This is a genomic window from Pseudonocardia sp. Ae717_Ps2, from assembly GCF_001932475.1.
Lineage (GTDB): Bacteria > Actinomycetota > Actinomycetes > Mycobacteriales > Pseudonocardiaceae > Pseudonocardia.
Genome location: NZ_MCIS01000001.1, coordinates 2,722,751 through 2,741,584 on the forward strand (window position 1 = coordinate 2,722,751; position 18,834 = coordinate 2,741,584).

19 protein-coding genes and 1 riboswitch are annotated in these 18,834 nt (G+C 74.5%); of the genes, 9 read left to right on the plus strand and 10 right to left on the minus strand.

Annotated elements, in window-relative coordinates:
- Positions 1 to 39 precede the first annotated feature (39 nt).
- The 3 genes from Ae717Ps2_RS12645 to recQ all read right to left on the minus strand — a co-directional run bounded on the left by Ae717Ps2_RS12645 (position 40) and on the right by recQ (position 3,357).
- Entirely contained in the window at positions 40 to 618 is a 579-nt protein-coding gene (locus Ae717Ps2_RS12645; protein WP_083702350.1) for a DinB family protein, read from the minus strand.
- 115 nt (positions 619 to 733) lie between these two features.
- The gene (locus Ae717Ps2_RS12650) at positions 734 to 1,513 is read right to left on the minus strand and encodes a gamma-glutamyl-gamma-aminobutyrate hydrolase family protein (protein WP_075333418.1); all 780 of its coding nucleotides are present in this window, start codon (positions 1,511 to 1,513) and stop codon (positions 734 to 736) included.
- Positions 1,510 to 3,357 (minus strand): DNA helicase RecQ, encoded by a 1,848-nt coding sequence (gene recQ / locus Ae717Ps2_RS12655; RefSeq protein ID WP_043280186.1) that lies wholly within the window; start codon positions 3,355 to 3,357, stop codon positions 1,510 to 1,512. Before recQ ends, Ae717Ps2_RS12650 begins: the two co-directional genes overlap by 4 nt.
- A 329-nt stretch (positions 3,358 to 3,686) precedes the next feature.
- On the opposite strand from recQ, the gene fgd reads away from it, so the two are divergent.
- Together fgd and Ae717Ps2_RS12665 are read left to right on the plus strand one after the other, a co-directional pair.
- The gene (gene fgd / locus Ae717Ps2_RS12660) at positions 3,687 to 4,691 is read left to right on the plus strand and encodes a glucose-6-phosphate dehydrogenase (coenzyme-F420) (RefSeq protein WP_075306417.1); all 1,005 of its coding nucleotides are present in this window, start codon (positions 3,687 to 3,689) and stop codon (positions 4,689 to 4,691) included.
- Positions 4,688 to 5,467, plus strand: a complete 780-nt coding sequence (locus tag Ae717Ps2_RS12665; protein WP_170917071.1) for an enoyl-CoA hydratase/isomerase family protein — start codon at positions 4,688 to 4,690, stop codon at positions 5,465 to 5,467. The genes fgd and Ae717Ps2_RS12665 overlap by 4 nt, the downstream gene beginning before the upstream one ends.
- 171 nt (positions 5,468 to 5,638) lie before the next feature.
- Here the strand turns inward: Ae717Ps2_RS12665 and Ae717Ps2_RS12670 are convergent, their stop codons facing one another.
- From Ae717Ps2_RS12670 to Ae717Ps2_RS12690, 5 genes are all read right to left on the minus strand, one after another.
- The gene (locus Ae717Ps2_RS12670; protein ID WP_083702351.1) at positions 5,639 to 6,511 is read right to left on the minus strand and encodes a BTAD domain-containing putative transcriptional regulator; all 873 of its coding nucleotides are present in this window, start codon (positions 6,509 to 6,511) and stop codon (positions 5,639 to 5,641) included.
- 219 nt (positions 6,512 to 6,730) lie between these two features.
- Positions 6,731 to 7,279 (minus strand): ATP-binding protein, encoded by a 549-nt coding sequence (locus Ae717Ps2_RS12675; protein WP_075333420.1) that lies wholly within the window; start codon positions 7,277 to 7,279, stop codon positions 6,731 to 6,733.
- Positions 7,280 to 7,324: 45 nt separating this feature from the next.
- Positions 7,325 to 7,681 (minus strand): hypothetical protein, encoded by a 357-nt coding sequence (locus Ae717Ps2_RS12680; RefSeq protein WP_075306412.1) that lies wholly within the window; start codon positions 7,679 to 7,681, stop codon positions 7,325 to 7,327.
- Positions 7,678 to 8,592, minus strand: coding sequence for an MEDS domain-containing protein (locus Ae717Ps2_RS12685; RefSeq protein ID WP_075333421.1), 915 nt, complete (start codon positions 8,590 to 8,592; stop codon positions 7,678 to 7,680). Before Ae717Ps2_RS12685 ends, Ae717Ps2_RS12680 begins: the two co-directional genes overlap by 4 nt.
- 306 nt (positions 8,593 to 8,898) lie before the next feature.
- Entirely contained in the window at positions 8,899 to 9,426 is a 528-nt protein-coding gene (locus Ae717Ps2_RS12690; protein ID WP_020623540.1) for an OsmC family protein, read from the minus strand.
- Between the two features lie 189 nt (positions 9,427 to 9,615).
- Between Ae717Ps2_RS12690 and Ae717Ps2_RS12695 the strand changes: the two genes are divergently transcribed.
- The 5 genes from Ae717Ps2_RS12695 to Ae717Ps2_RS12720 all read left to right on the plus strand — a co-directional run bounded on the left by Ae717Ps2_RS12695 (position 9,616) and on the right by Ae717Ps2_RS12720 (position 13,069).
- Positions 9,616 to 10,254 carry a CDP-alcohol phosphatidyltransferase family protein gene (locus Ae717Ps2_RS12695; protein ID WP_051050132.1) on the plus strand — a complete coding sequence of 213 codons (639 nt, stop codon included), beginning with the start codon at positions 9,616 to 9,618 and terminating at the stop codon, positions 10,252 to 10,254.
- Positions 10,255 to 10,264: 10 nt separating this feature from the next.
- Entirely contained in the window at positions 10,265 to 10,657 is a 393-nt protein-coding gene (gcvH, locus tag Ae717Ps2_RS12700) for a glycine cleavage system protein GcvH (RefSeq protein ID WP_075333422.1), read from the plus strand.
- Between the two features lie 183 nt (positions 10,658 to 10,840).
- Positions 10,841 to 11,293, plus strand: coding sequence for a glycogen accumulation regulator GarA (gene garA, locus Ae717Ps2_RS12705; RefSeq protein WP_075333423.1), 453 nt, complete (start codon positions 10,841 to 10,843; stop codon positions 11,291 to 11,293).
- 446 nt (positions 11,294 to 11,739) lie between these two features.
- Positions 11,740 to 12,216 carry a bifunctional nuclease family protein gene (locus tag Ae717Ps2_RS12715; RefSeq protein WP_020623535.1) on the plus strand — a complete coding sequence of 159 codons (477 nt, stop codon included), beginning with the start codon at positions 11,740 to 11,742 and terminating at the stop codon, positions 12,214 to 12,216.
- A gap of 274 nt (positions 12,217 to 12,490) precedes the next feature.
- Complete coding sequence (locus Ae717Ps2_RS12720; protein WP_060711889.1) at positions 12,491 to 13,069, plus strand: MerR family transcriptional regulator; 579 nt, start codon at positions 12,491 to 12,493, stop codon at positions 13,067 to 13,069.
- A 24-nt stretch (positions 13,070 to 13,093) separates the two neighbouring features.
- Here the strand turns inward: Ae717Ps2_RS12720 and Ae717Ps2_RS12725 are convergent, their stop codons facing one another.
- Positions 13,094 to 13,393 carry a YiaA/YiaB family inner membrane protein gene (locus tag Ae717Ps2_RS12725; protein ID WP_075333424.1) on the minus strand — a complete coding sequence of 100 codons (300 nt, stop codon included), beginning with the start codon at positions 13,391 to 13,393 and terminating at the stop codon, positions 13,094 to 13,096.
- Between the two features lie 72 nt (positions 13,394 to 13,465).
- Positions 13,466 to 13,560, plus strand: a riboswitch (glycine riboswitch).
- A gap of 167 nt (positions 13,561 to 13,727) precedes the next feature.
- Between Ae717Ps2_RS12725 and gcvP the strand changes: the two genes are divergently transcribed.
- Together gcvP and Ae717Ps2_RS12735 are read left to right on the plus strand one after the other, a co-directional pair.
- The gene (gene gcvP, locus Ae717Ps2_RS12730; protein ID WP_075333425.1) at positions 13,728 to 16,619 is read left to right on the plus strand and encodes an aminomethyl-transferring glycine dehydrogenase; all 2,892 of its coding nucleotides are present in this window, start codon (positions 13,728 to 13,730) and stop codon (positions 16,617 to 16,619) included.
- 52 nt (positions 16,620 to 16,671) lie between these two features.
- Positions 16,672 to 18,057 (plus strand): chloride channel protein, encoded by a 1,386-nt coding sequence (locus Ae717Ps2_RS12735; protein ID WP_075333426.1) that lies wholly within the window; start codon positions 16,672 to 16,674, stop codon positions 18,055 to 18,057.
- On the opposite strand, the gene Ae717Ps2_RS12740 is transcribed toward Ae717Ps2_RS12735, so the two are convergent.
- The gene (locus Ae717Ps2_RS12740) at positions 18,058 to 18,828 is read right to left on the minus strand and encodes a PrsW family glutamic-type intramembrane protease (protein WP_143510383.1); all 771 of its coding nucleotides are present in this window, start codon (positions 18,826 to 18,828) and stop codon (positions 18,058 to 18,060) included.
- Between the last annotated feature and the right edge of the window lie 6 nt (positions 18,829 to 18,834).

Sequence of the window (18,834 nt, forward strand, 5' to 3'; positions counted from 1 at the left end):
CGTTGTGCAACAGAGTAGGCGCTCCGCTCGGCGGGCTGCTCAGGCGCGGGCGCGGTAGAGGTCCCGCAGCAGCGCGATCTCGGCCCCGTGGTGCAGGACCTCGCGGTGGATGTGCAGCACCAGCGTCGCGAGCGGCGCGTCGGAGTAGGGCCCCTCGGCCGGTCCGCACGGCCGGGCCAGGCCGTCGGAGCCGAGCGCGGCGACCCCGGCGGTCCACCGGGCGTACTCGGTGTCCAGGGCGTCCAGGGCCGCGGCCGCGGTGCCGGGGTAGTCGTAGGAGTCGAAGTCGACCGCCGGGCCGCCGAAGTGGGAGTGCGACCGCAACGCGAACACCCCCACGACCACGTGCGCGATCCGCCAGGCGATCGTCGTGACCGGGGGCGGCTCCGGCGCCGGGAAGGCGAAGTCGATCACCCAGTCGCCCGGTCCGGCCCCCGGCGGGGTCACCGACTCCCCGCGGCGGCGCACGCCCCAGCAGCCGGGTACCGGCTCCCAGTGGTACTCGTCGTCGGTGAGCCCGGCCAGCCGCGGGCGCAGTGCGGTCTCCCAGTGGAACGTCAGCTGAGCGAGCAGCTCGGAGCTCCAGTCGACACCCGTCGTCGTCCCCATCTCCGTCATGACCCCACAGCCTGGCCCCGATCGCGGACACCCGCTGCCCGCGTCCACACCCCCTGTTCGGTAGGCACACCCGTCGTGGCGGGTGTGGACATCCGACAGGGGGTGTGGATCCGGCTCAGCCGGCGAGGCGGACCGGGCGGAAGGCGCGGCTGCGGGCCCGGGTGGCGGCGGCGACCAGGGCGCGGGCCAGGCGCAGGTCCTCGGCGTCGCGCTCGGGATGGGACTGGACACCGACCACCCAGGGCGCGTCCGGGCCGCTGGGGCCGCTGGGGCCGGCCGGGTCGCTCCACTCCAGCGCCTCGACGACGTCCCCGGCGCGGGCGGACACCCGCAGCCCGGGGGCGACCCGGTCCACCCCCTGGTGGTGGTGACAGCGCACCGTCACCGTGCCCGGACCCAGGATCTCCGCGGCCCGGGTCCCCGGTTCGGTCAGCACCGGCACCGGCGCGTACACCCCCGGACCGGCCGAGTGCGCCCCGGCGACCTCCGCGCCGACCACGTCGGGCAGGTGCTGGTGCAGCGTCCCGCCGAGCGCCACGTTGAGCAGCTGCAGCCCGCGGCACACCCCCAGCACCGGGATCCCGCGGCCGAGCGCCCGGTGCAGCGCCGCCACGTCGGCGGCGTCGCGCCCGGTGCGCGGCGTGTCGGTGTGCGCGCCGGCCACCTGCCCGTAGCGGGCCGGGTCGACGTCCTGGCCGCCGGTGAGGAGCAGCCCGTCGAGGGCGTCCACGGCCTCCTCGGCGCCGTTCACCGGCGCGAGCAGCACCGGGACCCCGCCCGCGGCCAGCACCATGTCGACGTAGGTGCGGGGGACCAGCACGACGTCGTCGTCGCGCATGATCCAGTAGTCGGCCCGCTCGCTGTAGCAGCTGATGCCGATCAGCGGGCGCGTCACGAGCCGGCCCCGTGCAGCACGTCGATCACCTGGTCGCCGTAGCGGGCGAGCTTGCCCTCGCCGATCCCGGAGATCGTGCCGAGCGCGGCCCGGTCGGCGGGGGACCGTGTCGCGATCTCGCGCAGCGTCGCGTCGTGGAAGATCACGTAGGCCGGGACGCCCTGCTCCTTCGCCGTCGCCGCGCGCCAGGCCCGCAGCCGCTCGAACACCGGCGCGACCTCGGCCGGCATCTCCACGGCCGGCTTCGACCCGCCGCCCCGCGACCGCGACGGCCGCGCGGTGCGCTCCGGCTCGGTGCGCAGCATGACCTTCTGCTCACCGCGCATCGCGGCCGGGGACTCGTCGGTGAACCGCAGGGTGGAGTAGTTCCCGCCGACGGTCAGCAGCCCCCGCGCGACCAGCTGGCGCAGCACGTTGCGCCAGGCGACGTCGCTCAGCTCGGTCCCGATCCCGAACACCGACAGCTCGTCGTGGCGGTGCTGGTCGACCTTCGGGGTGTGCTTGCCCAGCAGGATGTCGACGACCTGCCCGGCGCCGAACTCCTGGTTGCGCTCCTTCTTCAGCCGCCACACCGTCGACAGCACCTTCTGCGCCGCGACCGTGCCGTCCCACGAGGACACCGGTGTCAGGCAGGTGTCGCAGTTCCCGCACCGCTCCGACGCCGGCTTCTGCCCGAAGTAGCGCAGCAGCTGGGCCCGGCGGCACTCGGTGGTCTCGCACAGCGCGAGCATCGCGTCGAGGTGCTGGGCGAGGCGCCGCTTGTGCGCGGCGTCGCCCTCGCCGTCGTCGATCATCTTCCGCTGCTGGACGACGTCGGCGAGCCCGTAGGCCAGCCACGCCGTGGACGGCTCGCCGTCGCGCCCGGCGCGGCCGGTCTCCTGGTAGTAGCCCTCCACGGACTTGGGCAGGTCCAGGTGCGCGACGAACCGCACGTCGGGCTTGTCGATGCCCATCCCGAACGCGATCGTCGCGCACATGACCAGGCCGTCCTCGCGCAGGAACCGGGACTGGTTCTCCCGGCGCACCGACGCGTCGAGCCCCGCGTGGTAGGGCAGCGCCCGGATTCCCTGCGCGGTGAGGAACTCCGCGGTCTCCTCGACCTTGCGCCGCGAGAGGCAGTAGACGATGCCCGCGTCCCCGGCGTGCTCGGCGCGCAGCAGCTCCAGCAGCTGGCGGCGCGGCTCGTTCTTCGCGACGATCCGGTACTGGATGTTGGGCCGGTCGAAGCTCGCCACGAAGTGGCGCGCATCGGTCAGCTCCAGGCGCTGGCCGATCTCGGTGCGGGTCGCGTCGGTCGCGGTCGCGGTCAGCGCGATCCGCGGGACGTCCGGCCACCGCTTCGGCAGCTCGGAGAGCAGCAGGTAGTCCGGCCGGAAGTCGTGCCCCCACTGCGCGACGCAGTGCGCCTCGTCGATCGCGAACAGCGCGATGCGACCGCGCTCCAGCAGCCGGACGGTGGACTCGACCCGCAGCCGCTCGGGGGCGAGGTAGAGCAGGTCCAGCTCCCCGGCGAGGAACTCCTGCTCGGTGAGGCGGCGCTCGTCGGCGTCCTGGGTGGAGTTCAGGAACCCGGCCCGCACCCCCAGCGCGCGCAGCGCGTCGACCTGGTCCTGCATCAGCGCGATGAGCGGGGAGACGACCACACCGGTCCCGGGCCGGGCCAGCGCCGGGACCTGGTAGCACAGCGACTTGCCGCCACCGGTCGGCATGAGCACCAGCGCGTCGCCGCCGCCGACGACCTGCTCCACGATCGCCTGCTGCTCGCCGCGGAACGCGTCGTAGCCGAAGACCCGGCGCAGGATCTCGTGCGGGTCGCTGCTGTGCACCCGCTCGGGGACGGGCAGTTCACGGGCCGGTGCGGGTGCGGCGGCCCAGGCGTCCTCCGGTGGGGGCTCGTACCCGTACTCCTCCTCGGGCTCGGGCGGGAGCGGGATCTCGTCCGGGGCGGAGGCGTCGAACACGTCGTCGATCGTACGAGCCCCGCCCGCCGCGCCCCGCCCGGCACTCACGTCGCGGCACCGGGCACCGCGTCCGACGCGTGGTCCCGGTCACCGCCCGTGTGTCGCGGGCGCCGCGGTGCTGCGCCGGACGCTCCCGGGGTGTAGCAAGACCTGCAGGACCAACGGCGCCCCGCAGACCGGACGCCGGGCGATCACGTGAGAAGGACGGACCCGTGGATCTGAAGATCGGGTACAAGGCGTCGGCCGAGCAGTTCGGCCCCCGCGACCTCGTCGAGTACGCGGTGCTCGCCGAGGAGCTGGGGCTCGACAGCGTCTGGGCGTCGGACCACTTCCTGCCCTGGCGGCACGAGGGCGGCCACGCCCCGGCCGCGCTGCCCTGGATGGCGGCGGTGGGGGAGCGCACGAAGCGGGTGCAGATCGGCACCTCGGTGCTGACCCCCACGTTCCGCTACAACCCCGCGGTGCTCGCCCAGGAGTTCGCGACGATGGCGCTGCTCACCGGCAACCGGGTCGCGCTCGGCGTCGGCACCGGTGAGGCGCTCAACGAGATCGCCGTCTCCGGGCGGGAGTGGCCGGAGTTCAAGGAGCGCTTCGCCCGGCTGCGCGAGGCCGTGAAGATGATGCGCGCGCTGTGGACCGAGGAGTCGGTCAGTACCGAGGGCGAGTACTACACCTTCGTCGACGCGATGATCTACGACCGGCCCGAGCAGCCGGTGCCGATCTACGTCGCCGCGGGCGGTCCGATGGTGGCGCGGTTCGCCGGCCGCTTCGGCGACGGGTTCATCTGCACCTCGGGCAAGGGCATGGAGCTCTACACCGACAAGCTGATCCCGGCCGTCGAGGAGGGCGCGGAGAAGGCCGACCGCGACGCCTCGGGCATCGACCGCATGATCGAGATCAAGATCAGCTACGACCGCGACCCCGACGCCGCCCGGGAGAACACCCGGTTCTGGGCGCCGCTGTCGCTCACCCCGGAGCAGAAGAACTCCGTCGACTCCTCCCGGGAGATGGAGCGCCTCGCCGACGAGCTGCCGATCGAGCAGGTCGTGAAGCGCTGGATCGTCGCCTCCGACCCGGACGAGGCCGTCGCGCAGATCAAGCCCTACCTCGACGCGGGCCTGAACCACCTCGTCGTCCACGGCCCGGGGCACGACCAGCGCCGGTTCCTGGAGCAGTTCACGACCGACGTCGCGCCGAAGCTGCGGGCGCTCGGGTGAGCGCCGCGACGAGCGCCCCGGCGCTGACCCGCGAGGGGCGCGTGCTGCGCTGCCGCATCTCCACCGGCCGCCACGGCACCCTCGACGGCCCCGCGGTGGCCGAGGTCGCCGAGGCGCTGCTGGCGCTCGACCCGGCCGAGACCGGTGCGGTCCTGGTGCACGGCGACGGCGAGAACTTCTGCACCGGGGGTGACGTGCGCGCCTTCGCCGGCGCCGAGGACCGCTACGCCTACGTGCACTCCCTCGCCGACACCTTCCACTCGATGCTGCGCCCGCTGGCGGCGAGCCCGGTGCCGACGGTCGCCGCGGTCGGCGGCTGGGCGGCCGGCGCGGGCATGAGCATCGCGCTGGCGTGCGACCTCGCCGTCGGCGGGACCTCGACCCGGATGCGCCCGGCCTACCCGGGCATCGGGTTCTCCCCGGACGGCGGGATGACCTGGACACTGCCGCGGCTGATCGGCGCCGCGCGGGCGCGCCGGGTCCTGCTCACCGACGAGGTCCTGGACGCGGAGACGCTGGCCGAGCTGGGACTGCTCGCCTCGGTCGTCGACGACGACCGGGTCGCCGAGGAGGCCGCCGCGGTCGCGCACCGGCTCGCCCAGGGCCCGACGGCCGCGCTGGGCCGCATCCGCGGGCTCCTGGCCGACGGATGGGACCGGGGCCTCGCCGAACAGCTGGCGGCCGAGGCGGACTCCATCGCGACCTGCGCCGCGGGCCCGGAGGGTGCCGAGGGGCTCGCCGCATTCGGCGAGAAGCGTCGCCCGCAGTTCCACTGAGCCCGTTCTGCCGGCGACCTCGTCCGGGCAGACCTCGTCCACGACGCACCTTGTCCACGACGCACCTCGTCCAAGGACGGACCCGGACACGACGGAGGGGGCGCGACCGACCGGTCGCGCCCCCTCCGTGTCTGTCCTTGCGTGTGTCCTGGCGTGTCGCGGTGCGGTCGCTCAGCGCGCGCTGGCCGGGCTCCCCGCGACGACCCGGCGCGACCGCTGCGGGCCGCGGGAGATGCCGGGCATGCCCACGGTGAGGCGCTGCGTCGGGCGGTGCAGACCCGGGCCGAGCGGCCAGCCCGCGTCGAGCGGGGCGAGCAGGCGGTCCAGCTCGGAGTCCGGGGTGGCGCCGACGCTGTTGCGCAACAGCCGCTGGAACTCCTCGTACTCGGCGAGGGCGTCGGCGACGTGCCCGCCGGCGAGCAGAGCCTCGACCAGCGCGCGACGCGACCGCTCGCGGCTCGGGGCGGTGGCGACGGCCCGGCGCGCGACGGCGACGGCGTCGTCGTGCCGGTCGGCGGCGGTGAGCGTGCCGGCCAGACCCTCCAGGGCGGACAGGCGCAGCTGGCGGAACCGCTCGCGCTCCACGGCGATCCACGGCGCGGTCCACGACGGGAGGATGTCGGACTCCAGCAGCGTGGTCTCCGGGGCGCCGATCTCGCGCACCGTGCGCAGCATGCTGGGCGCGGACAGCCCGCGGATCAGCAGCACGGCCTCGGTGAGGTCGACGACCACGTCGTCGGCGAGCTGCAGCCGCCCGAGGTGGTCGGCGTCGAGCAGCCCCGGTACGTCGACGCCGGCGACGGCCTCGTCCAGCAGCCGGGCCGCGGGGACCGGGCCGACCCCGGGCCACAGGGTCGCCGCGAGCGCCGCCGTCGGCTGTGGACGCCGGTGCACGGCGAGGTAGGCGACCAGGCGACGGGAGTCGACCGGCAGCGGGACGGCGCGGTCGTCCGCGCGCAGCCCGAACGAGCCCAGCACTCGCACGTGCGGGGCGGAGGTGGGAGTGATCTGCTCACTGGATCGACAGTGATCGTCGTCGGACATGGCCGTTTCCCCGGATCGGTCGTGGCGTTCGGCCCGCGGTCGGCTCCGCACAGAGCCGGGGCGCGCCGGGCGGGAGGCCTCGGATCGCGGAGCGGGCACGACGGAACCGCACCGACACGGACGGCGGGCGGCGTCTCCGTGTGGTGTCGTCGCTTGCGAGGATAGCCCAGCAGTGCCCACGGTGTGAGATCCGGGTGGGGGCGGATCGTGAGATCTGCCTCAGGCCCGGGAGAGCAGCCGGACGTGGGTGCCGTCCGGCGCCCGCCACACGTGCAGGCTGTCGCAGAGCTGCCGGGCGATCCAGGTCCCGCGCCCCCGCGCCTGCGACGGGTGCGGCGGCGCGAGCCCGATCAGCGGCAGTGCGATCACCCCGCTGTCCTGGACCTCGCACACCAGCTCGCCGTCGCGTGCCCAGACCGACAGCTCCGCCTGCGGGGACCCGTGCTCGACGGCGTTGGTGGCGATCTCGTTGACCGCCTGCACCATGTCCTCGCCGCGGGTGGTGTCGAACCGGCAGGCCCGGGCGGCCTCGGTCACGGCGTCGCGCACCCGGGACAGCTCGAAGGTGTTGTAGGACAGCGTGACGTCCGGCGGCCCGAGCAGGTGCGGCGGCGCGATCGGCAGGGCCGCGACCGCCTCGGCGGGCGGGCGGTACCGCGGGTTCGCGGCGAGCCCGGACGCGTGCAGCCGCAGCGGGTGGTTGACCTCGGCGGACTCGCCGACCGCGCCGTGCAGCGGCAGCCGTGGGTAGGCGCACACCTGCAGCACCGGCAGCCCCGCCAGGGAGATGTTGAGCGCGGCCTCCAGCTCGACTCAGAACCCGCCGTCGACCCCGTCGAGGTCCGGGTCGTGCGCGGAGACCACCAGCACCGGGCGGCCCGACGAGGTCAGCGCACGCAGCTCCCGGGCCCGCCAGGCGGCGACGGTCTGTCCGGACTCCCGGGCCGAGCTGGTCAGCGACGTCAGCCTGCCGAGCTCGACCTCGTCGCCGAGCTCGTCGTGCAGCGCCTGCTCCAGCGGCGCCGGCAGGTCGAGCGCGACCCGGGCACCGGTGTCCCGCGCCGCGGCCCGGGCCGCCGGGACGACGGCGGCGAGCAGCTCCACCGGGTCGTCGGCGTGCACCAGGGCGTGCCGGAAGCCGGGCGGGCGGGGAGCGGCGTTGACCTTCACCGGTCCCGTCCTCCCGGATGCACGACCTCGGGGGCCGGCGGACGGTCGTCGAACACGAGCTGGGGGGAGAACGCGGCACCGCAGCGTTCGAGCACCCGCAGCACCCGCGGCCGGACCCGGTGCAGCACCAGGCGGTGGGTGGCCGGGAAGCCCTCGGCGGCGTGCACCAGCGCGACCGCGGTGGCGACGTCGATGAACCGCACCGAGGCCATGTCCAGGCCGATGTCGGGGGAGGCGTCGGCGGAGCGCAGTGTGGAGTCCAGCGCCGAGTGCAGCAGCGAGGTGATCTTCGAGCGGTTGCTGTGGTCGACCTCGCCGGCCAGCCGTGCGTGACCGGTGCCGAGCCGGACGATCCGGAGCAGGCCGTCGTCGTAGGCGGTGGAGCACGGGACGTGGTCGCGGTGCAGGGCACGCATGATGTCGACCTGCTCGGCGGGGAAGTGGTCGTCGTAGGTGCACAGCGCGGTCAGCCCGCCCGCGCTCTCGCGGACCAGCCGGGCCAGCAGGCCGTCGTACTCGGGCAGGGTGCCGGCGGCGCCCGCGTCGAGCACGGAGTGCATCTGCCCGGTCATCCGGGTGCCGTTCCAGCCGAGCTCACGGGAGCGGACGATCTCGTCGGCCATCCCGGCGTACACGTCGGCGAGCGGGGTGCGGAAGGTCTGCCGGGTCCGCTCGGCGGGCAGGATCTCCAGCTGGCCGCGGCGCAGCGGGTCGTCGACCTCGACGCCGTCCTCGGCGAGACGGCGGAGCAGGACGTCGGCGGCACCGTCGTCGTCGAAGTAGAGGATGCGCTCGCCCCGGTCGAGACCGTGCCCGACGTAGGCGGCGGCGAGCTCCCCGAGGTGCTCGGTGCTGTCCGGGACCGCGCACACGTGATCCCCGGACGTCAGCGCGTCCGCCAGCTTGATCACGTCTCACCTGCCGCGCGCGCCCCGCCGCCGCTCCTCGCGGCGCCGGGCACACCCCGTCACGAACTCCTGGACGGATCAACCGTACGGAGGCCCTCGGCGGAGGCCCGAGACCTCGGAGCGTGCGAGGCGCCGAACCGACGGTGACGCGCGACGAGCGGAACGTCACCGGCGGGCGACGGTGGTGCGCAGACCCGGTCCGACCAGGACGTACGGCCGTTCGGCGCTGTCCGGTGCCCGCCGGACGGCGGTGGCTCCCGGCGTCCGGGGGTTCACCGTCCGTGGCGGCGCGGTGGTGGCGTGGCGGGGTCAGGCGGCCGGGTTGACCGCGACCGAGGTGGTCGCGCTGCCCTGGATGGTCTGCAGGACGACGCAGTACCGCTCGGTCAGCTTCACCAGGGTCGCGACCTTGTCCTGCGCCGCGGGCGCGTCGCCGTCGCGGATGTCGACGTCGAACGACAGCCGGATGTCCCGGAACCCGACCGGGGCGTCCTTCGCGACGCCGAGGGTGCCGCGGAAGTCGAGGTCGCCCTCGGCCCGCACGGCGCCGTGCACCTCGAGCTCCAGCGCGGTCGCCACCGCGCGCAGGGTCACCCCGGCACAGGCCACCAGGGCCTCCAGCAGCATGTCGCCCGAGCACAGCTGGGTGCCGTCGCCGCCGGTGGCCGGGTGCAGGCCCGCCTCGGCCATCGCCTGGCCGGTGGAGACCTTGCACGCCACACCGGAGCCGAGCTCGCCGTCGGCCTTGAGGGTGATGACCGCCGACTCCGGGTCGTCGCGGTACTGCTGCTTGAGCGGGGCCTGGATGTCACGCAGGGAGACGTTCGTGTCGGTCATGTCCCCATCCTCACCCCGACGGGGCGCCCCGCACACCCCGACCCGACGACTAGGGTGCCCGGTGTGGGCAGGGAGAGCGACACCGGACGGGCGGCCGCGGTGCGCCGCAGCGCCCGCGAGGCCGCCGACTCGGTCCGCGAGGCCCGCGACACCGTCCGGGACACGGTGCGCGACACGGTCCGGGACTCGGTGCACGACACCGTGGGCCCGCCCACCGACGACGACCGGCTCTGGACCGTCCCGAACGCGCTCAGCATGCTGCGCCTGGCCGGGGTGCCGCTGTTCCTGTGGCTGATGCTCGGCCCGGAGGCCGACGGCTGGGCCGTCGCGGTGCTGGCGATCGGCGGGTTCACCGACTGGCTCGACGGCAAGCTCGCCCGTGTCCTGGACCAGTTCAGCCGGTTCGGCGCCATGCTCGACCCGGCCGTGGACCGCCTCTACATCCTGGCCGCGCTCGTCGGGCTGGCCGCGCGCGACATCGTCCCGTGGTGGGCGGTGGTCGCCCTGGTCGCCCGCGACGTCGTCCTCGCAGGCTGCGTGTTCGTGCTGCGCCACCGCGGCTACGGCCCCTTCGAGGTCGTCTATCTCGGCAAGGCCGCCACCTTCGTGCTGCTCTACGCCTTCCCGCTGCTCCTGCTCGGCGACGGCCCGACACCCGCCGAGGCCGTGGTCGGTGTCGTCGCGAACGCCTTCGCCATCTGGGGCGTGGCACTCTACCTGTGGTCGGGGCTGCTCTACCTGGCCCAGTTCCGGCTGGCGCTGCGCCGCCCGGCGCCGGGCGTCCCGGCCCCGGCGACCCGGTTCGATCACGACCGCGCCGGGGGATAGGCTCCCCGGCGTGAGCTCGGAGATTCCGTCGGACCTGTCCTACACCGAGGCCCACGAGTGGGTGCGCCGCAGCGGGGACGGGGTGGTCCGGGTCGGGATCACCGACCACGCCCAGTCGCAGCTCGGGGACGTCGTGTTCGTGCAGCTGCCGACCGTCGGTGACACCCTCGCCGCGGGCGACGCCATGGGCGAGGTCGAGTCGACCAAGTCGGTGTCGGACATCTACGCCCCGGTCGGCGGCGAGGTCGTCGCCGTGAACGACGGGCTGGACGCCGCCCCGGAGCTGGTGAACTCCGCCCCCTACGGCGACGGGTGGATCGTCGAGATCCGGCTGGCCGAGGGGGCCTCGCCCGACGGCCTGCTCGACGCCGACGCCTACCGCCAGCTGGCCGACGGCGACTGAGCCGGCCGCCCGCCGCACCACGCGGCGCGGCACGCGGACCTCCGTATCGCCCCGGCCGCTCCGACCGGTAGGTTCACATCCCCTGGACGTGTCGTCCGGAAGGGGCCGGGACACCCGGCCCCGAACAGACCTGACCGCCCGGACGCCGTCCGGGTACCGCATCCGCGAGGAGGAGTCCCCGAGGTGACCACGAACGACCCGCGCGACGTGCCACCGGAGCGCGCACCGGAGACCACGTCGGTCTTCCGGGCGGACTTCCTCGCCGACGTCGAGCAGCCGGCCGCCGAGCTCGCCGTCTCGGGTGTCGACGGGCTTCCCGCCGGGTCGGCGCTGCTCGTCGTCCGGCGCGGTCCGAACGCCGGCTCGCGCTTCCTGCTGGACGTGCCGACCACCAGCGCCGGCCGGCACCCCGACAGCGACATCTTCCTCGACGACGTCACCGTCTCCCGGCGGCACGCGGAGTTCCGCCGCGACGCCGGTGAGTTCGTCGTGGTCGACGTCGGCAGCCTCAACGGCACCTACGTCAACCGTGAGCCGGTCGACACGGCCGTGCTGGCCAACGGCGACGAGGTGCAGATCGGCAAGTTCCGCCTGGTGTTCCTGACCGGGCCCCGCGAGCCCGGCGCCCAGGGCTGACCCGGGTCCGTGCGGTGGCGCCGTCCGCGCCGTCTCTGCCGCCGTCTCTGACAGCGGCGCCGTGGGTGCCGTGCACGGAACCCCGCGTGTGACCGGCCCGTCGCGGCCGGGGGTGCTCCGGTGCCCTCTGGTGCGGCGGGCCTTCGGCGTGGACGGGGACCGGCGGGTGTCGAGCCGACACGCCGTGCGCGACGGGCGTGTGACGATCGTCGAACGGACCCTGTCACTCCCCGTCCGGAGGCGCGCGTCCGGGCGGACCGCCGTGTAGCGTCATCAGGTGTCGGTGGCAGTGCGGTGGCAACGACGACGGTGACGACACCACGGTGACGACACGGAGTCGTCGGGTCCACCGCGCGGGTCAGGGCGAGCAAGGCGATCAGGGCGGCCGGGGTGGCGTGTCCACCCGGGTGGTCCGACAGGCCCGACAGGGCCGGGGAGGCGGGCTGATGAGCGAGATGCGCGTCGTGGGCGTCCGGGTCGAACTTCCGGCGAACCAGCCGATCCTGCTGCTGCGGGAGACGAACGGCGACCGATACCTCCCGATCTGGATCGGATCGGTGGAGGCAACGGCGATCGCCCTTGAGCAGCAGGGGGTCAAGCCCGCGCGGCCCCTGACCCACGATCTGCTCAAGGACGTCATCGGAGCACTCGGGCGGCGGCTCGAGCAGGTGCGGGTGACCGACCTGCAGGAGGGCACCTTCTACGCGGAGCTGATCTTCGACGGCGGTGTCACGGTGTCCGCGCGGCCGAGCGACTCGATCGCGCTGGCGCTCCGGATCGGTGTGCCTGTGCACGCCGACGAGAGCGTCCTCGCCGAGGCGGGACTGGTCATCCCCGACGAGCAGGAGGACGAGGTCGAGAAGTTCCGCGAGTTCCTCGACTCCGTCTCGCCGGAGGACTTCCGCGGGGCCCAGCCGGGCTGATCCGTGCGGGTCACCACCGCCGTCACCCGGCAGTGGGAACGCACGGACCGTGGTCCGACCGTTCACCGACGTCACCGACCGTTCGGCGTCCGTACGCCCCGTGTGCCCGGCGACCCGGCCGGGTGTCCGGTACGCCCAGGTCGGCGAGCCGCGTTGACCACCCCGGCCGCTGGGCCTACCGTCATCTCGACTGATGACATCCGTGGAACTCACCCACTACCCAGAGTCACATGGTAGAGGACGGTCCACGGTCCCGAACGAGGGAGACCGCGCGGTGCAGACGCCACCACCCGAGGGGCCGGGTCAGGGAGAGCTGTTCCCGGACCCGCTCGTCGGTGCGGGGCTCGACGGGGTGACCGACCGCCTGGTCGGCTTCCGCGGCCCGACCGCGTGTCAGGTCGTCGGCATCACCTACCGACAGCTGGACTACTGGGCCCGCACCGGGCTCGTCGTGCCGTCCATCCGCGGTGCCGCCGGGTCGGGCAGCCAGCGGCTGTACTCCTTCAAGGACGTCCTCGTCCTCAAGATCGTGAAGCGGCTGCTCGACGCCGGTGTCTCGCTGCAGAACATCCGGATCGCCGTCGAGCACCTGCGTCGGCGCGGGATCCGTGACCTCGCCGGCATCACCCTGTTCTCCGACGGCACCACCGTCTACGAGTGCACCTCCCCGGAGGAGGTGGTCGACCTGCTGCAGGGCGGGCAGGGCGTGTTCGGCATCGCCGTCTCCGGCGCGATGCGTGAGATCTCCGGCGTGATCAAGGACTTCCCGGCCGAGCGGGCCGACGGCGGCACCGTCGACGAGGCCCCCGAGGACGAGCTGGCGCGGCGCCGCGCGCGCCGCGCCATCTCCTGAGGCCATTTCCTGAGGCGGATCCGCTCACGCCACCGAGCGGAACGGGTCGTGCTCGGCGAGCAGCTTCTCCACCCGCGCCTGGTCGACCCGGTTGACCACGGTCAGGGACTCCTGCCGGTCCCGGACGCATTTCGCCAGGGTGAACGCCGAGGTGATCGCGTACAGCACGGCGATCGCGAGGAACGCCTTCACCCAGCCGTCGACGGGCAGGTAGACGGTCCCGACGACGACGGCGGCGAGGGACACGCCGAAGGACAGCATCGCCTGCATGTGGAACGCGGCGGTGGTGGCCGGGGTGGTGTTCGGAGCGCTGGTGTTCGACATGACGTGAGTGTGACGAGCCGGCGCAGGCGGCGACGCCGCAGAACTACGCAGGTAGGCTGACCCGGTAGTCGTCGACGCCGCGCGGGAGAGCCCCGGGGAACGAGCCCGGGCGCCGAAGGAGCAACCCCTTCCCGGAATCTCTCAGGCACACGGACCGCGCGGTCGAGACGCCTCTGGAAAGCGACGGGTCACCCGCGCACGCGGGGAGCCGTCCGCCGACGGGGAAAGCCGGAAGCCTCCGGTGAATCTCTCAGGCGCCCGGTCTCCGGGTACGGACAGAGGGGGAGGGCGAGTTGCCCTGCCCCGAATCCGCCCGACGACCTCCGGAGGCGCCGTGAGCCCGACGTCCGAGCACCGTCCCACCCTCTCCGAGCTGGAGCGGGGGCTCCCGTTCGCCGAGCGCCACATCGGGCCCCGCCCCGGCGACCTGGCCCGGATGCTGGAGGTGCTGGGCGTCGACTCGCTCGACGCGCTCGCCGCCCGCGCGCTGCCCGACACCATCCGCGACGCCGAGCCGGTCGGGGCCTCGCTGCCCGCGCCGGTCGGCGAGGCCGAGATGCTGGCCGAGCTCCGCGCCATGGCCGGGCGCAACACCATGACCGTCCCGATGATCGGCTACGGCTACCACGGGACCCGCACCCCGTCGGTGATCCGGCGGAACGTGCTGGAGAACCCGGCCTGGTACACCGCGTACACGCCGTACCAGCCCGAGATCAGCCAGGGCAGGCTCGAGGCGCTGCTGGCCTTCCAGACCATGGTGTCCGACCTGACCGGGCTGCCGGTCGCCGGCGCGTCGCTGCTCGACGAGGCCACCGCCGCCGCCGAGGCGATGACCCTGCTGCGCCGGGCCAACCGCTCGACCAGCCCGCGGTTCCTCGTCGACGCGGACACGCTGCCGCAGACCGTGGACGTGCTGCGCACCCGCGCGGAGCCGCTCGGCATCGAGCTGGTCGTCGCCGACCTCGCCGACGGCGTGCTGCCCGAGGGCGAGTTCTTCGGTGTCCTGCTGTCCTACCCGGGCGCCTCGGGGCGGGTCGCCGACCCGTCGGGACTCATCGAGGCCGCGCACGGCCGCGGGGCGCTCGTCGCCGTCGCGGCGGACCTGCTGGCCCTGACCCTGCTCACCCCGCCCGGGGAGCTCGGCGCCGACGCCGCGATCGGCTCCACCCAGCGCTTCGGGGTGCCGCTCGGCTTCGGCGGCCCGCACGCCGGCTACCTGTCGGTGGGGCAGCGCCACGCCCGGCAGCTGCCCGGCCGGCTCGTCGGCGTCTCCCGCGACGCCGACGGCCACTACGCCCTGCGCCTGGCGCTGCAGACCCGTGAGCAGCACATCCGCCGGGAGAAGGCCACCTCGAACATCTGCACGGCACAGGTCCTGCTCGCGGTCATGGCCGCCTGCTACGGCGTCCACCACGGCCCGGACGGGCTGCGCGACATCGCCACCCGCACCCACCGGATGGCCGCGGTCCTCGCCGCCGGCCTGCGCTCGGGCGGGGTGGAGATCGTCCACGACGCGTTCTTCGACTCGGTGCTCGCCCGGGTCCCCGGCCGCGCCGACGCCGTGGTCACTGCCGCGCACGAGGCCGGGATCGCGCTGCGCCGGGCCTCGGACGACGAGGTCGGCGTCGCCACCTCGGAGATCACCACCGTGGCGCACCTGCGCGCGGTGTGGTCGGCGTTCGGCCTCGCCGGGGTGGACGCCGACGCCCTCGACCGCGAGACCGCCGACGCGCTGCCCGCCGGCCTGCGCCGCACCGGTGAGTACCTCACGCACCCGACGTTCCACGACCACCGGTCCGAGACCGCGCTGATGCGCTGGCTGCGCCGCCTCGCCGACGCCGACCTCGCGCTGGACCGCACGATGATCCCGCTGGGCTCGTGCACCATGAAGCTCAACGCCGCCGCCGAGATGGAGGCGGTGACCTGGCCCCAGTTCGCCGACCTGCACCCGCTCGCGCCCGAGTCCGACACGGTCGGCACCCGGGAGATGATCGAGCAGCTGGAGACCTGGCTGGCCGACCTCACCGGCTACGCCGCGGTGTCGCTGCAGCCCAATGCGGGCAGCCAGGGCGAGCTCGCCGGGCTGCTGGCCATCGCCGCCTACCACCGCAGCCGCGGGGCGGCCGACCGCGACGTCTGCCTGATCCCCGCCTCGGCGCACGGCACGAACGCCGCCTCGGCGGTCATGGCCGGGATGCGGGTGGTCGTCGTCGGGACCGCGCCGGGCGGTGACGTCGACCTCGACGACCTGCACGCGAAGATCGCCGAGCACGGTGACCGGCTCGCCGCGCTGATGATCACCTACCCGTCGACGCACGGTGTCTACGAGGCCGGGGTCCGGGACGTCTGCGCCGCGGTGCACGAGGCGGGCGGCCAGGTCTACGTCGACGGCGCCAACCTGAACGCACTGGTCGGGGTGGCCCGCCCGGGAGCCTTCGGCGGCGACGTCAGCCACCTCAACCTGCACAAGACCTTCTGCATCCCGCACGGCGGCGGGGGGCCCGGTGTCGGCCCGGTCGCGGTGGCCGAGCACCTGGTGCCGTTCCTGCCCGGTCGCACCCCCGTGTCCGACGGCGGAGTCGGCGCGGTCTCGGCCGCCCGGTACGGCTCGCCCGGCGTCCTGCCGATCTCCTGGGCCTACCTGCGGATGATGGGCACCGACGGGATGCGCCGCGCCACGCTCACCGCGGTGGCCGCCGCCAACTACGTCGCCACCCGGCTGCGGGAGCACTTCCCGGTGCTCTACTCGGGCGCCGACGGCGCGGTCGCCCACGAGTGCATCCTCGACCTGCGGACCCTGACCAAGGAGACCGGGGTGACCGTCGACGACGTCGCGAAGCGGCTGATCGACCACGGCATCCACGCCCCGACCATGTCCTTCCCGGTGGCCGGGACGCTGATGGTCGAGCCGACCGAGTCCGAGGACCTGGCCGAGATCGAGCGGTTCGTCGCGGCGATGGTGTCGATCCGCGGCGAGATCGACCGGGTCGCCGCGGGGGAGTGGCCCGCCGAGGACAACCCGCTGCGCAACGCCCCGCACACCGCGGCCTGCCTGGCCGACGACAAGTGGGACCACCCGTACCCGCGGGAGCTGGCCGCGTACCCGACCGGGGTCACCCCGGGGGTGCACGACCGGAAGGTGTGGCCGCCGGTACGCCGGATCGACGGCGCCCACGGCGACCGCAACCTGGTCTGCTCCTGCCCGCCGCCGGAGGCCTTCGCCTGAGTCCTGCCCACCCGTCGGGAGGGTGTCCGGACAGGTCGGGGATCATGGAGGGGTGTCACACCGACCGAGTGAGCGCCTCCGGGTCCCCGCCCCCGTCCTGCGGACGCGGGTCCGGTCGAAGCGGGCCGCGACCGACCAGCCCAACGTCACCGGCGACGGTGCGTCGCCGCTGACCGCCCGGTTCTGGGTGCTGCTCGTCGTGACCGGGATCGCCGCCGGGCTGTCCGGGATCGCGCTGATGGCACTGCTGCACGCGGTGTCGGAGTGGGCGTGGGGATCCGGGGCGGCAGAAGGGCTCGGCGCGGCGGTCGAGCGGGCCGACGCCTGGGGGCGGATCTGGCCGCTGCTGCTGGCCGGGCTCGTCGCCGGTGTCGGTGGGTACCTGCTGCGTCGGTTCGTCCCCGGCCGCACCGACGTCGACGACGCGATCTGGACCGGTGACGCCCGGCTCGGGGTGCGCCGCAGCTCGGGCACCGCGGTGCTGTCGGAGGTCGTCGTCGGGCTGGGCGCCTCGCTCGGCCGGGAGGCCGCGCCCAAGCTGATGGGCGGGGTGTGGGGCGCGGTCCTGGCCGGCTGGGGTGGCCTGTCGGTCGAGCAGCGACGTCTGCTGGTCGCCTGCGGTGCGGGCGCCGGGCTGGCGTGCGTCTACGACGTGCCGCTGGGCGGGGCGCTGTTCGTCGCCGAGGTGCTCGTCGGCACGGTGCGTCTGCCGGTGGTGCTGCCCGCACTGGCCTGCACCGCGACCGCCAGCGTCGTCGCCTGGCTCTACCTGCCCGCCGGGCCGGTCTACCCCGGCCTGCCGGACCCGGTGACGACGCCGTCGCTGCTGGTGTGGGCGGTGCCCGCGGGCGTGCTGATCGGGGTCCTCGCGACCGGCTGGGTCCGGCTGATCGGGTTCGTGTCGCACCACGGGCCCCGGCGGACGTGGTGGCGGATCGCCGCCCCGGTCGTCGCGTTCGGGCTGCTCGGCGTGGCCGGGCTGGTGTTCCCGCAGCTCTACGGCAACGGCGCGGACCTGGCCGAGCAGGCCTTCCTGGGTGGCGGGGCGCTGCTGCTGTTCGCGATGCTGGCCGTGCTGAAGCCGCTGGTGACGGCGATGTGCCTGGGCAGCGGTGCGTCCGGTGGGCTGTTCACCCCGACCCTGTGCACCGGCGCGTTGCTCGGGGCCGCGCTCGGCGGGGTCTGGTCGGCGCTGTGGCCGGGCACCCCCGTCGGCACGTTCGCCCTGGTCGGGGCGGCCGCGATGATCGGGGCCGGGATGCAGGCGCCGCTGGCCGGGCTGGTGCTGGTGCTGGAGCTGACCGGCACCGGGTTCGCGATCGCCGTCCCGCTGGTCGTCGCGACGCTGGTGGCCACCGCGGTGGCCCGGTGGCTCGACGGCTACTCGATCTACTCGGCGCGCCTGGCCGCGCAGCCCACGGCCGAGCAGAGCACCTGATCAGGCCCGGAACCCGGCCCCGCCCCCGACCGTGCCCGGGGCGCGGTGCGGGAGCCGGTGGGCGAACCCGGTGAGCAGGCCGAGGCTCAGCACCGCGAGCACGCCGTAGGCGACGAACCCGCCGATGCTGTCCCAGGTGGTGTGCAGGGCGACGGCCAGGACGAACACCAGCAGCGCCCGTCCGGTGCGCCGCCGGGCCGCGTACCACAGCGCGGCCGCGGTGAGCCCGGTCCAGGCCATGTGGGCGGCCGGGCTGAGCACGCCGCGCAGGAGCAGGACGTCGTCGACGGCGCCCAGGTCGCCGCCCGAGCGGACCAGCACGACGAAGCCGTAGCCCATCGTCTCCAGCGCGGCGAAGCCGGCACCGGAGGCGACGCCGACCAGCAGCCCGTCCGCGGGGTGCCCGCGGCGGGCGGTCAGCAGCAGCACCACCAGCGGCGCGACGAGCTTGGCCGACTCCTCGATCAGCGCGACGCCCAGCATCGGCAGCGTGCCCAGCGACCGCAGCGCGTCGAACTCCAGCAGCCCCGCCGCGACGACGCCGACGACTCCGCCGAGGAACGCGACCAGCGCGATCGGGCCCGCGCCGATCGAGTAGTCCAGCCGCCGCCCGAGCACGAAGGCCACGAACGCGGCCGGGGCGACCGCGGCGCCGAGCAGGATCAGCGACGGCACTAGGTTGGGGTTCTGCGTGACGAGCAGGACCCGGCGGACCGCCTCGAACAGCGCGACCCCGACGGCCAGGACGAGCAACCAACCCCAGCGACGCACCTGCGA

Excerpts from the sequence above, each read along its gene's own strand:
- Ae717Ps2_RS12715 (WP_020623535.1), top strand. The coding sequence starts at position 11,740 with ATGAGCGAGATGCGCGTCGTGGGCGTCCGGGTCGAACTTCCGGCGAAC.
- Ae717Ps2_RS12725 (WP_075333424.1), bottom strand. The coding sequence starts at position 13,393 with ATGTCGAACACCAGCGCTCCGAACACCACCCCGGCCACCACCGCCGCG.
- Ae717Ps2_RS12690 (WP_020623540.1), bottom strand. The coding sequence starts at position 9,426 with ATGACCGACACGAACGTCTCCCTGCGTGACATCCAGGCCCCGCTCAAG.
- Ae717Ps2_RS12645 (WP_083702350.1), bottom strand. The coding sequence starts at position 618 with ATGACGGAGATGGGGACGACGACGGGTGTCGACTGGAGCTCCGAGCTG.
- Ae717Ps2_RS12670 (WP_083702351.1), bottom strand. The coding sequence starts at position 6,511 with ATGTCCGACGACGATCACTGTCGATCCAGTGAGCAGATCACTCCCACC.